This window comes from Mesorhizobium sp. M2A.F.Ca.ET.042.01.1.1 (genome assembly GCF_003997405.1).
Taxonomy (GTDB): domain Bacteria; phylum Pseudomonadota; class Alphaproteobacteria; order Rhizobiales; family Rhizobiaceae; genus Mesorhizobium.
In genome coordinates this window covers 1-12,741 of the sequence record NZ_RZRX01000193.1, presented here as the reverse complement: position 1 = coordinate 12,741, position 12,741 = coordinate 1, and the positions used below count along the sequence as shown (strand labels likewise).

11 protein-coding genes and 2 pseudogenes are annotated in these 12,741 nt (G+C 60.3%); 4 read left to right on the top strand and 9 right to left on the bottom strand.

Features of this window, described 5'->3' with window-relative positions; all coding sequences use genetic code 11:
- The 7 genes and pseudogenes from EOA23_RS36105 to EOA23_RS24575 all read right to left on the bottom strand — a co-directional run.
- Positions 1-315 (bottom strand): annotated as a pseudogene (locus tag EOA23_RS36105) (hypothetical protein); the annotation flags it as partial.
- Between the two features lie 43 nt (positions 316-358).
- The gene (locus tag EOA23_RS24600) at positions 359-646 is read right to left on the bottom strand and encodes a type II toxin-antitoxin system RelE/ParE family toxin (protein WP_348628579.1); all 288 of its coding nucleotides are present in this window, start codon (positions 644-646) and stop codon (positions 359-361) included.
- Between the two features lie 25 nt (positions 647-671).
- On the bottom strand, positions 672-938 hold the full coding sequence (locus tag EOA23_RS24595) for a type II toxin-antitoxin system ParD family antitoxin (protein WP_127306059.1): 267 nt from the start codon (positions 936-938) through the stop codon (positions 672-674).
- A 185-nt stretch (positions 939-1,123) separates the two neighbouring features.
- The gene (locus EOA23_RS24590) at positions 1,124-1,765 is read right to left on the bottom strand and encodes a ThuA domain-containing protein (protein ID WP_127306058.1); all 642 of its coding nucleotides are present in this window, start codon (positions 1,763-1,765) and stop codon (positions 1,124-1,126) included.
- A gap of 220 nt (positions 1,766-1,985) precedes the next feature.
- Positions 1,986-3,695 (bottom strand): recombinase family protein, encoded by a 1,710-nt coding sequence (locus EOA23_RS24585; protein WP_127306057.1) that lies wholly within the window; start codon positions 3,693-3,695, stop codon positions 1,986-1,988.
- Entirely contained in the window at positions 3,692-3,967 is a 276-nt protein-coding gene (locus EOA23_RS24580; RefSeq protein ID WP_127306056.1) for a hypothetical protein, read from the bottom strand. Before EOA23_RS24580 ends, EOA23_RS24585 begins: the two co-directional genes overlap by 4 nt.
- Before the next feature lie 170 nt (positions 3,968-4,137).
- Positions 4,138-4,740, bottom strand: coding sequence for a hypothetical protein (locus EOA23_RS24575; RefSeq protein ID WP_245474336.1), 603 nt, complete (start codon positions 4,738-4,740; stop codon positions 4,138-4,140).
- Positions 4,741-4,870: 130 nt separating this feature from the next.
- Between EOA23_RS24575 and EOA23_RS24570 the strand changes: the two genes are divergently transcribed.
- Positions 4,871-5,119 (top strand): helix-turn-helix transcriptional regulator, encoded by a 249-nt coding sequence (locus EOA23_RS24570; RefSeq protein WP_127306055.1) that lies wholly within the window; start codon positions 4,871-4,873, stop codon positions 5,117-5,119.
- A gap of 351 nt (positions 5,120-5,470) precedes the next feature.
- On the opposite strand, the gene EOA23_RS24565 is transcribed toward EOA23_RS24570, so the two are convergent.
- On the bottom strand, positions 5,471-5,776 hold the full coding sequence (locus EOA23_RS24565; RefSeq protein WP_127306054.1) for a hypothetical protein: 306 nt from the start codon (positions 5,774-5,776) through the stop codon (positions 5,471-5,473).
- A 436-nt stretch (positions 5,777-6,212) separates the two neighbouring features.
- Here EOA23_RS24565 and EOA23_RS24560 point away from each other — a divergent pair.
- A pseudogene (locus EOA23_RS24560) lies at positions 6,213-6,843 on the top strand (tyrosine-type recombinase/integrase).
- A 222-nt stretch (positions 6,844-7,065) separates the two neighbouring features.
- Here the strand turns inward: EOA23_RS24560 and EOA23_RS24555 are convergent.
- Positions 7,066-9,387, bottom strand: a complete 2,322-nt coding sequence (locus EOA23_RS24555; protein WP_245474335.1) for a mechanosensitive ion channel domain-containing protein — start codon at positions 9,385-9,387, stop codon at positions 7,066-7,068.
- A gap of 512 nt (positions 9,388-9,899) precedes the next feature.
- Here EOA23_RS24555 and EOA23_RS24550 point away from each other — a divergent pair.
- Together EOA23_RS24550 and EOA23_RS24545 are read left to right on the top strand one after the other, a co-directional pair.
- Positions 9,900-10,115 carry a hypothetical protein gene (locus EOA23_RS24550; protein WP_127306053.1) on the top strand — a complete coding sequence of 72 codons (216 nt, stop codon included), beginning with the start codon at positions 9,900-9,902 and terminating at the stop codon, positions 10,113-10,115.
- A gap of 798 nt (positions 10,116-10,913) precedes the next feature.
- Positions 10,914-12,476, top strand: a complete 1,563-nt coding sequence (locus EOA23_RS24545; protein ID WP_127306052.1) for a mechanosensitive ion channel family protein — start codon at positions 10,914-10,916, stop codon at positions 12,474-12,476.
- Positions 12,477-12,741: the final 265 nt, after the last annotated feature.

Genomic DNA, 12,741 nt, shown 5'->3' with positions numbered 1-12,741 from the left:
CTCGCCGCCGGGGCCCTCCGAGTGTCGCTCACGCGGCTCTCTTGAATTTCGCTTGAGGGCAGATTTAGAAGCGAACTTCTTCGTCGCCAGCGGCGCACCGCCCTCGTTCGTGGGGCGTATATAGTCGCCACCCGATCGAACTGTCAACAGCCAAGATCGCTCTTTTTTCGATTTCTCGTCGAGATATCCACGAAGGGAAAAATGGTAAGCTGGCTTGGTTGAATTTTGGCCGGAGATGCGTTGCCGGTCGCTCCGGCGATAGCGGCCATAACCGCTCTGCCGAGCGGATGCGTTCAACCCGGAAATCGCCCGCATCACTTAGCCGGATGCCGACTGCGGCGCCTGACTGAAGGCCGGTTTAGAGCCGTTCCTCGAGCAATTCGGGCGTGATGTTCCGGCCTGCGTAGAAGATGCCCAGAATCAGCACGCACTCGCCGTCGACAGCGAAAACGATACTGACCCGCACGGCGATAGCCGATGATCCGCAGCCCCGGCATGATCTCCACCCGCTCGGTGCCGCGCTGTGGAAATGTCGACAGGCCAAGGCAATGATCGCGGATGCCGGCACAAAATTCCAGGCAACCGCCGGCGACCCGCGCTCGGCTATGTCGTCATAGAGCTGTTCGAGTTCGGCTTCCTTTCGCATGGAAGACAATCCGGTATTCCATCTCCTACTTGGCTTTCGCCTGCCGCGCGCGATGTCGGGCCTCCAGCCGGGAAAACACCGTTTCGGCGGGGATTCCCTTCGCCGGATCCCGCTGGAGCTCGGCCATGCGCGCCGGGATTTCCTCGCGCAGCCACTTCTCCCGCTCCGCCTCGAAATCCTCGAGCATGCGCAGGCCGGCGCGGACAACCTCGCTGGCATTGTTGTAGCGGCCCGATTCGAGCTGCTTCCTGATGAAGCGCTCATAGTGCTCGTTCAAGGCAAAATTCGGCATAGGGAACCTCCCGCAGAAATATGGGGTCAAGCAGCGGTTATAGCAATAGATAGCAAAAATTGACAGTTCTGATTGATTCGGGCGCGCTTCATCCCTGGCGATTCGGTTGGGGACCGAGCTCCCCGAATCGGGCAGCAGTCGAAATGCCGATCAAGAACGCCGCGCGCTTTAGCCGGCTCGCCGCCTCAGCGGGCGGCCCACACCAGCCCGCGGCGCAGGATGGTGTGCATCTGCGGCACCTGGAATTCCGACGCTGCGTGACCGAGCGACGAATAGAACACCCGCCCCTTGCCGTGCCTGCGCTTCCACACCACCGGCATGACGACACCGTCGATCCACGGCGCATGTTCGCCGGAGAAGGTTGTCGTCGCCAGCACTTCGTTCGAGGGGTCGACATGCATGTAATATTGCTCGGAGCGGTAGGGAAAATCCCCAATGCCCTGCATGATCGGATCATCGCGCCGTACCACGTTCACGTGATAGTCGATGATGTTGCCGGGATGCGCGACCCATTGCCCACCGCACACGAACTGGTATTCGGGCGATTCGCGAAACGCGTCGCCCATGCCGCCATGATAGCCGCCGAGGCCGACGCCGTTCTCGACCGCTTTCGTCAGGTTGGCTTCTTCCGCCTTGGTGAGCTTGGACATCGTGTAGATCGGCACGATCAGGCTGAGCTCGGCGATCGCCGGGTCGGCGAAGGCCGCGGTCGTGTTCTCGACGCGCACGTCAAAGCCTTCCTCCTCGAGCATCGCCTTGACGACACGGGCGCCGGCTTCGGGCTCATGGCCCTCCCAGCCGCCCCAAACGATCAGCGCCTGCCGCATTTTTCTCTCCTCATGCCTCGCGCCGCGAGCGAACATATATGGCGCGCGGGCTTCGAGCGACCATCGCTGCAAAGCTCCGCCGAGTCGAGTTGGAAAGAAGCGCAGGGCAAAAAACAAAGCCCGCTTTCGCGGGCTGTTTTGGTTTGGTTGCGGGGACAGGATTTTGCTTTTCTGTCCCGCGGGGTCGGCTTTGCCTGCTTGCGTGCCCCCTGATGACGGTTCAAATCAGCCGGCCGCCGTCTGCCGGATACAACAACAGCCCGGATTGAGCCGGGCTGTTTTGGTTTTGGTTGCGGGGACCCGATGCCCCTTTTGTCATAACATCGTCGGACTGGTCATTTGGATAGGGTCTGGCGAGTTCGAGGATGCCGAACAGCTCGCCGCGCAGCTCGGCATGAACCTCGCCACGCTTGTCGCCGGGCGTGAGCACGATTTGTCCGATCAACGAACGCAGCGCCTCGGCGGCTGGACGTCCGTCCTCGTGGTCGGCGAGCGCTTGCGTGAGTTGCTCGACCCGCTTGCGGTAGAGAGTGGCGATGTTGGGATGCAGGTCGGGCACGTCAGTGGGCGCGTCTGCCAGACGCGCGGTGATCTCCGCCTTCTGCCTTTCCAGGTCTTCCATTCTCGCCTTCATCGAAGGTTGGTACAGGCCATCCTCGATCGCATCCATGATGCCTGCGATGGCGCGCTCGATCTTGTCGAGTGCCTTGCGGGCCTGTTCGGATTGCACCCGACGCTCCTGGTTGATGCGGTTGGTCTCCTGGGCATACGCTCTGATCGCCTCGGCCACGGCGTCGGCCGAGACCAGCCTTTCCTTCAGGCCTGCGAGGACTCGCTGCTCGATCTTCTCGCGGGTGATGGTGCGGCCATTGTCGCAGATGCCCCGGCGCTGGTGGTTGAGGCAGGCATAGCGGTCTCGCGTGAACAGGCCATAGCGGCCGCCGCAACAGCCGCAGGTGAGCAAGCCGGAGAGGAGGGAGACCGGCCGCTTCATCGTGTGCAGCTTCCTGGCCCGGGCCTTGCGCGTGGCGATCGCCACCACCTCGAACTGCCTGGCGATGGATTGCTGTCTCTCCTTCACGGCCTGCCACAATTCGTCCTCGACGATCCTGAGATGCGGCACCACGGAGCGGATCCATTTGGCTGGCGGATTGGCCCGGGAGACACGCTTGCCGGTGGCGGGATCCTTGACGAAGTGCAGGCGGTTCCAAACCAGCACGCCGGTATAGAGTTCGTTGTTGATGACGCCGGTACCCCGGATGACATGGCCGCGCACGCTGGTATCGCCCCAGTGTCGGCCGAGTGGACCAGGAACGCCTTCCTTATTGAGGTCTACGGCGATCGCCTTCGGGCTCTTGCCGGCGGCGAACTCGAGGAAGATGCGGCGCACGATGGTCGCTTCCTCCGGCACGATCGTGCGGTCGCCCCGGACGGGCTCGCCTGCGGCATCGAGTTTCTTCAGCACGCGGTAGCCGTAGCACAGCCCACCCCCGGCCTTGCCCTTCTCCACCCTTCCCCGCAGACCACGATGGGTCTTGAGGGCAAGGTCCTTGAGGAACAGGGCATTCATCGTGCCCTTGAGGCCGACATGCAGCTCGCTGATCTCGCCCTCGGCCAAGGTGACGATTGTCACGCCGGCGAATTTGAGATGCTTGAAGAGGCTGGCGACATCTGCCTGGTCACGGCTAATGCGGTCGAGCGCTTCGGCCAGCACCACCTCGAAGCGGCCGCGCTGGGCGTCGCGTACCAATTGCTGGATGCCCGGCCGCAGCACGGTGCTGGCGCCGGAGATCGCCGCATCCTCATAGGTTCCCGCAACGCTCCAGCCCTCACGCGCCGTCTGCTCGCGGCACAGCCTCAACTGGTCCTCGATGGAGGCATCCCTCTGGCTGTCGGAGGAATAGCGAGCATAGAGTGCGACACGGGTCATGGCGGCGGATCCTCTCTCTTGTTCCCAAGGGGTTTTTCATCCGGCCCCCTGCCCTTTCCCTCTTGGCGGCCCGGCCGATTGTCATTGGCCACGTCTCCCGCCTCGAATGCCTCCCGTGCCATGCGTCGGCCGATCAGTCGGGCGATGTCCAGTACCACCCGATCCAGCTTGGCCGCCGCCACGTTGTCAGGGCGACCCTCGAGGCTGACGAGGTCGCCGTTGTCATTCGCCGCAACCAAAGCCTGTGGCCCGGTGCGGGTTTCCTCTGACATGGCGGTCGCTCCCAATGGTGGATCGACCTGCCATCAGAGGCTATCTGACGGCGAAGGAAAGCACGGAGTTCATGTCGTAGGGCCACAGCGTGCAATGACTTGTGCCGTGCGGTTTTCGTCTCTCAATCGTCAAGGGTCGGGCTGCAGGCAACAATTGGTGAGGGGGCGGGTCACAAGACTACTACATCTCCACGGCATTCCGCCGCGTCTTCCTCCTTTAGCGCAGCGACCAGCTTGACTGCGGACTCCCAATGCCTGGCAACATCGCTCCGCGTCCTTTCCCGGCTCGGGCGACCAACCGGCAAGTCTCCCGCGACCGCCTTTAAGTCACGCAGCACCGAAGCTATGTGCGGCCAGGGGAAGTCGGTAGGATCACCAATATCTCGATCAGCGCCGACGATCATTTCCAACTTGGCGATGGCGCCGAGAAGCGACGTAGCCGCGACTTCAGGGACAGAATCCTGGAACTTGAGGGCATCGGTCATCGCAAAGACCTCAGCCTCGCGCGCAACCGCATACTCCCGAGGACCGCCCTGGGTGCGCGCCGTTCGCTCTTGAACTCGCGTCCGTGAATCTGCGGCCAACACCTGAATTCCGGGATTGACCAGCATGCGGCTCTCCAGCCGCTGTTGCACGCGACATAGAAGCATGGAGACGTACCGAGCCATTTGCCAATCGCTCAGAAGCAGAAGCGCGGGATCGCGTGGGGCCGCCGGTTGCAGTTCCGGGTCGTTGCGGCTTGCGGCGAGAACATTCGGCTTTTTCGCTGCCACAGCATGGTCTCCTTCCGTGCGGCAAGCTTCGCTCAGTGGTTCCAAAACCCATGAGAAGCCGGCCTTCCGAATGTGATTTGTAGAGAATACTCCGTGGTGAAATACTCTGCAAGGCGCTGGTGTCGGATTCATGGAGATCCGAGAAGCGTTCGCGCAAAACCTAAGAGCTCTGCGGCGGGCTAGAGGCCTGTCACAGGAAGAGCTTGCGCACCGGGCTGGGATCGATCGCACCTATATCAGCGCTTTGGAACGCAACGTGTACAACGCGAGTATCGACGTCGTTGACCGACTGGCTGAAGTGCTGGATGTGAATGTCGCAGAACTGCTGAAACGACCCTCAGCTGACCCGCAGAGATCGAAGTCTGAGCCTGACGAATAGAGAAGTTGATAAGGTTGTCGGACCCATGGCCATGCGTGAGCATTCCGCGCGTATTCTGCGGGAGAACGGCCTAATGCAGGAGGACGTTGGAAGCGCGCCCTGAATTCAGTTCATAGGAATGAGCTTGGCGGAAGCCGCGCGCGCGCCATTAACAGGCGCTGTAGCGTGCGAGCGGCCAGCGGCTGCTTCGCGCCTCACTTTCGGACGTTCAAGGGCCAGACGCTTATGTCTTATAAGCTGCCGTACCACTGGGCGCGGTCAATGGCTGAGATGGGTGGAAAGCGGAACGGCCGATTTCGGATTGGTTAAAGAAGAAGCAGTCTTCAGTAGCTCAACGCTTTCCCGGTTCGCCTAGCGGCGGCGTCCGCGCTCCGAATGCTTGTCGAAGGTTTCTTTGAATTCACGGTATTGGTGATAGAGCTTCGCAACGTATTTCTCATGGTGGCGCAGCAGGTAGAGCACAAAGAGACAGAACGCGACCGAGCCCGCCCGGAGCAAAATGCCAGTCGAATAGCACCAAAAGGCCTCGCATGTCCTCCAGCTAGTGAACCTGCCTTTCCATTGGCCGGTCGTGACAAGCAATATGAGCCGCCAGCTGGAGAAGGCGAGAACCACCAGAACCACGGCGTAGGAGATGATCTTCGCTCTCTTGGTCATCCGACTGCCCCCTTTATGGCATGGCCCCGAAAGCAATTGCCAAGGCCGGGCTTCGGTTCATGATATAGCCTAGGCCGAAGACGGCGGCGAGGGCGTCGGGATCGACACAGCGCACACTGGTACAGGAACCACCTCGCGAAACCATAAAGATCGCAGTCGGAATCCGAGTTATCAGCGGCGGCGTGCGGGCAGCTGAAGGATTCGCAAATTTCCCGAAACTTGCGACAGATATGATCCAAGATACCAGTAAGCTGCAAGGTCCGCTTTCAGCGTCCTTGCCTCCGGCCATGAACGGCAGAGATGGGGTCGTTTGCTGAATGTCGGCTCTCTCTCAGCATCTCAGTCAGAAGCGGACAGTCGGCAATCGCCCCCCAACCAACCGAGCAAAAACCTTGCCGTTCCTCCGGTGGCCAATCACGGCCGAAGGAGAAACGAAATGGGACATTCTCACTATGACGCCAACGCTCTCGATCGTCGCGCGTGGAACGCGGGTAAGAAGGTCGGAACGAAACGGCCGCTGAAACCTCGGCAGATATGGGCGATCCGGTTTTTTCTCGATCGACAGCGGCGAGTGCGCGATCGAGCCCTCTTCGATCTCGCAATCGACAGCAAGTTGCGCGGCTGCGACCTAGTCAAGATCAAGACCGGCACCTTGGTTGTCGGGTCGGAAATTCGGACCCGCGCGATCGTCGTGCAACAGAAGACAGGGCGACCGGCGCAGTTCGAGTTGATGAGCGATGCGCGTTACAGCCTTCTCGCATGGCTGGAACGGCGTGGTGGCACCGTCGACGACTATGCGTTCCCGAGCCGAATCGACCCAAAGCGTCACATGAGCACGAGGCAGTATGCCCGCCTCGTGGACGAGTGGGTCGTGGCAATCGGACTTCGACCTCAGGAATACGGGACGCATTCGCTGCGACGGACCAAGCGTCCATCATCTACAAGGCGACCGGTAACCTGCGCGCGGTCCAGATTTTGCTGGGCCACACCAAGATCGAGAACACAGTCGGTATCTCGGAGTCGACGTAGAAGATGCCCTCGAGCTAGCCGAGGCGACGGAGGTCTGACTGGATGCGGGTCTACCGTCTCGGTGGGGCCGCGAAGCGCCGAGTCTCTGTCGTGCGGATTGGCTTTGCCTGTTCCCAAAGCAGACGTCTTGAGCGGCTGCTAGCTGGCCCGAGTCCGATTTTGGCTCGAGAGCGACGCTCTTAATTGCGATGCTTAAACGCAAATCCTGGATTTTCCGGGCGAGCGGAACCGGTTGACAGTCGGCAGGCACCACAGCTTTCCTACTCCGTTGTGCCGGCTTTTTTCCTACGCCGGTTGGTGTGCGACTGCGCGACGGCCAGTTTCAACTCGGGTGTGATCTCCACAGGCGCATTCTCTGCCCCATGTGGGCTCTGCAGTCCCTCGACGTGAACGGTCGGGAATGGGAGTTCGATGCCCTGCTCCTTGAAGGCCTGGCGGAGGCGTAAAAAGAATCTCCCCTTCATCGCGAAGGCACCTCCCGGTCTGGTTGTGACCTTGACCCTCAATACGATGCCATACTCACCGAACTCCTGTACGCCCTGCATCTTGATCGGTTCGATCACCCAGTTTTTGAATTCGGGATCTTCCGCCAGTTCGAGGCCTATCCGCTTGATCAGCTTGCGAGCGAACTCGATGTCGGTGTCATAGCCGACGGTGATGTTGAATTTGTCGGTAACCCAGTCACGGCTCTGGTTCTGGACGGCTCCGAGTTCACCGAACGGTATTGTGAACAGCGGGCCACGATGGTGGCGCAGCTTTACGGAGCGCAGCGAAAAGCTCTCCACCGTACCCCTGTAGCTGCCCGATGAAATGTATTCGCCGACACGAAATGCATCGTCGAGCAGATAGAACACGCCTGAGATCACGTCCTTGACCAGGGTTTGCGCCCCAAAACCCACAGCGACGCCAACGACGCCGGCGCCGGCGATCAGGGGACCGATCTGGATACCGACCGAGGCGAGCATCATCAGCACCGCCATGACGATGATCACTGCCAGCAGAATGTTTTGGATGATGGGCAAGAGCGTGCGCAGCCGCGCCTGCTGCGGATCGACGATCGGTGCCTCCTCGGCGTCGATCAGCGCGTGCTGCGCTTCGATGCCCAGCTTTCTCTCGATCAAGGCCTTGATGATCGACCAGCCGAAATCGGCGGCAAGCGCAATGACAACGACATTGATCAAGCCGCGCAATATGAGAGTGGTCGTCGTGTTGCTGTCCTGCATCGACTGCATGTCCAGACCCCAGGCACGCGCAAGAAGGTAAGCCGCCGCCAGGATCAAGATCATCCGCACTGCGCGATCGATGACAGCGATCGTGACCGCCGGGATCGTAGGCCGGCCAGCCTCTTCGGAACCCGGCCGCAGGACGAAATTGACCCCGCGCTGCGTCAGCACGATTGCAAAAGGCAGGACGAACGCGGCCAGGGTAAACCAGAACCACGTATACAAGCCGGCGATGCGCTCCAGGAACAGAGCGACGAAATAGACAGTCAACAACCATGTCGCTTCCGTGTGGTGATGCGCACTCTCTCGCTGTGTTCTTGGCCGGCGCCAGACGGCAATCAGAAAAAGCAGCAGCAGCACGAAATCGGCGCACAGCGACAGGACCACCATTCCGTCCTGATCGATGCCGAGACCCGGCAAGAGGATAAACGTCGCGGCGAAGAAGGCGAAGACGCCGACGATCCGAGGCAGCCAATAGGACCAATGGTCGGCCGTTTCGTTGGTGATCGGCAAGGCGCGAACCTCATCGGCGTACTCGATCTTCCTGAAGGAAGGGACGAGCACAACCAAAACGTACAGGCGCACACTCCATGTGAAGACTGCCGCCATCAGAAATGTCAGCACGATCTCACGGATGAGCATTGGCCAGTCGAACAGCATGAACGCGCCGGCGCTGCCCAGCGCGAACGAGACGATCAGCAGGCTGGAATATAGCGTGCGGCCGCCAATCTTCTTGGCCCGCCCGATTGGCGTGTCCTTCGGCTGCGCGATAATCCAAAGGCGAAATGGACGGGTGAGCTTGTAGGTTGCCCGGGTGAGCGCCAGGCCGACGGCGATGAAGAGCGCAATCAGCAAAAACACGCCGGCAGATCCCCTGCTGGACATATCCTCCATGATCGCTGCCCGAACGCGCGCGAACTGGTCTGGCAGTGAGGGCAAGGTGCGCACGATTCCTTCGATATGATGCTTGATCCGATCGAGCGTCGAGGACGCCATCGTAATCATCCGGCCTGGTGCGGCCACGGCGTCGGACGATGCGGCGGCGGGTGAAGCTCCTGCCGCGGCAGGGGCTGCCATTGAACCGGTGTCCTGATTTCGTTGTTCGGCCATCCAGCCTTTCACCGACGGATCGTCGAGCAGATCGAATAGCTGTTTGACCTTTTCAGGCGGGACGGTCGCCGTCCCCTGCGCCTGTACCGGACCAGCCAACAAGAGGGCGATGCCAAAGACGAGCGGCCCGGCAATCAGGACAAACATCGCGGTCAGAGCTCCGAGACGTCGTGCCGGGCGCGCCAGATTCCTGGCTCCCAATCGTCGAATCATGAGGCCTTCCCACAAATCGGCAAGCAAGACATCCATGCCCGCGAGCACTCCGATCGCACCAATCACGTTTATCCGGCCCCCCTTGCCAGCGGTCGATGAGACACCAGGCTGATCCGCGTTGGCGGCACGTCGGTGCGATGCAAGTGCTGAAAAACTCCGCGGCATTGCCTCGAGACCAACATGTCAAGTTTCCAGGGGTGCTAGCCATCGCGCCCAAGGCGCAATCATTCGATACCTTGGTCTATGGTTTCCTACGTGGGAGATTCACCAGGCTGCACGTGCGGCACGCGCGCCGACACCGGCTAGCCACGAGATGCTGGCCACGGTCAATGCTTCGCCGGCTCTGTCGGACCAAACGGCAACAGGCTTAGCTCCGAAGGCATAGCCCTGTTTTCGCGCAAGAAGCCGATCAACCGCGATGTCATTCCCCGGTCTTTGGCCAGTGCTTCCGATACTTCCGTATGTATCCAACCATTCAGTCGTCTAATCGTCTGGATACAACCCGTTCCGTATCACTCTGGCGCAGTGTCAAACATTGGAGAAGAATAATGAAGCTCATCGCACTTGCTGCCGCGTCTCTTGTTGTTTCTGCCGGAACCGCACTTGCCGGCAGCGATCACTACGGGTCAGAAAAGGCGACTCCTCCCGATAGGTCGCATACCTCCTCGATGACGGATGGACATGCGAAACATGACGCCAGTCAAACGGTTCGACAGCTGGTCACGCCTAACGACAAATACGGACAGGGTATTTCGGGGCGCTAGACCGAAGCAGCAGAAGGACCGCTCGGTCTTTCCTTCAGAGCGAGCGGCGAAACGGTAGAAGAAGCCTAGGCATATAGGGCTCCGCGCCGTGCATTCGAAATTGTGTAACCGACATTCTCCAGGCACAAAAATCGAACTGCTGCCAAATCGAGCCGGCAGTTACCATCGATGGCACGCGCCGGCCTTATCGCGATTTCTACCGTCTGTCCCAGCCCTTCATTGCGGGAACAATGGACCAAGGTATGGACCGCATGCTTCCTCGGCACGATGGCCTGCACCTCGCAAAGCCCGGCATGGTTGGATCTCTCTAACGCGACGGAAATGGAGGTTAGGAAATGACACCGCGTCCAGCTCTTTCGAAGGCACTGCACATCGTCCTGAGGCTCTGCGGCGTCGACATGGCGGCGCCTCGAGCAAGGCGCAGCGGCAGCGCTGCCCAGTCTGATCACGCGAAGGCTCAGCGAGTTTACACACGCCACGGGGTCAGAATGTCCATCTCTCCCAGAGATCATCGGACCGCGAGTAAATTCACTCCCCTGTAGCGGAAGGCAGCTGGTCAAGGAGTCTTGGCCGATGACCATACGATGGACCCAAGAGCCAGAGGTGACGTGAGGCCGCAGCGCCTGCCTCACTCGATTACCGGGGCGGTCCTTGAGGATAACAAAGGTGGCCACCGGCTCTGCTCGAGAAGGTCGGACGGTGCCACCTGTCATGTGAGCCAGCGCACGGCCTAGGGCGGCCTCGTTGCGTTCAGGACTAGAAGCATTGGTTGAGGTTTTTCACCGAACGGGATTTGTCATGGACTGGTGGATCGCTCCCCCTCTCTACATGGCTCTGGTGGGCGTCGCCGGAATTGTTGTCTGGAACGTCATTCCGCGGAGTCGCCCCAATACAAGGCTGGTCGTTCAGATTGCCTTCTTCCTTGCAATGTCGGTTCTCCTTCTGGACGGTGCCGTCGTCCCGTACGAGATAACCCGGAGCGGAGAGACAACGGCCCGAGCGATACTTTTCGGTGTGGCGAAAGCGCTCTGGTGGGTTCATCTTGCGTGGGCGTTGATCGGTTTCGTCCGCATTTTTCTCGTCTTCGAGGGGAAGCCACGCGAGGCAAGGCTCCTGCAGGATCTCGTCGTTGGCGTCGTCTATGTCGGAATGCTGCTGTCGGTCCTCGCTTTTGTCTTTGGCGTGCCGGTCGGAACCCTGATCGCCACCTCAGGTGTCTTTGCCATCGTCCTGGGCCTAGCCCTGCAGAACACGTTGAGCGATGTATTTTCGGGCATCGCACTAAACCTCGGCCGCCCCTATGCGCTGGGGGACTGGATCGTTTTGAGTGACGGCACCGAAGGCCGGGTCGTAGAAACCAGTTGGAGGTCGACCCAGGTGCTCACCTGGGCACACAACGTCGTTGCACTTCCGAATAGTTTTCTGGCCAAGCTTGGGTTGACCAATGTGAGCAGGCCAGACGACAGCCATGGAATTGCTTTCACCATAAGAATCGCACCGACAAAAATGCCTGCCATCGTGGTGGAGGTGATGCGTACAGCCTTGCTGAGCTGCAACTCCATCTTGAAGGAACCGCCGCCCATAGTTGTTATTCGGGATTTGAATGCCGTGGCGATCGAGATCGATCTACTTGTGCATGTCGAGAATTTTGGCCGACGAATAGCCGCGCGTAATGAAGTCTTCGATCTTGTCTACCGCCACGCCAAGTCCACAGGCCTGCTGCTTGCGGCACCTCCCTCGTCGATCGCCGTGAGCAACCTGCCGACTGAAGAGACGGCGAGGCCGCCCAGCGTCACCCCGATTGACCTTATAAGGGCCTTACCGATTTTTTCGGCGCTGACGAACGACGAGCAGGAGGCCCTTGCCGCGACGACCTCGGTTCGCACCTACCGAAAGGGCGACATCATCGCACGACAGGGAGAGATGCTGCCGTCGCTCATGATCGTTCGAGCCGGTATCGTCGTCCGGCAACTGGGCGAGGGCGATGCCCGCATGCAGGATGTCGGTCGTCTCGCGCCCGGCGACTTCTTCGGTGAGACAGGGCTGCTGGCCGGCATCGGCGAGACGTCGACATTGCGAGCGTTGACCCATGTCGTGGTCTACGAAATTGACCAGAAAAGCTTCGCTCCCTTGCTGCTCGCCCGGCCCGAAATGGCCGAAGATCTCGCGGCGGTGCTGGCGACCGGCATGTCTGCTTTAGGCGAAAGCGGCGCTCCGGAACAGCGACACGCGAGCTCGAGATCTGCCCTGATAAAGACCATTCAGACGGTCTTTCGCGACATCCGCTCCGACGCCTTTTGGACACCGGGGCCTCGCAAGAGGGCAGGAAGCGATGACCATCCTACGGAGCGAGATACCTAGTTCAGGATAGGAAGGATTGCTTCCCACGGACGCGCCCACGGAACTTTATGTCTGGCGCGCGATTGCGGCGAAGGTCAAACATCGCGACATCGAGCGGATCCGGCTCGTGGCGCCCTCGCAGCCCGCTTACCATCGGCCTGAGGCTGGACGGGCGTGGCCTTCGTGCTCCATTTGCAAGCCCTCAGCCTTGATCGGTTTGTCCGGCGTCAAGTTCCGACCGTGATGCCGGCACTCGCAGGATCACGGTCGTGCCAGCCCCCAGGAC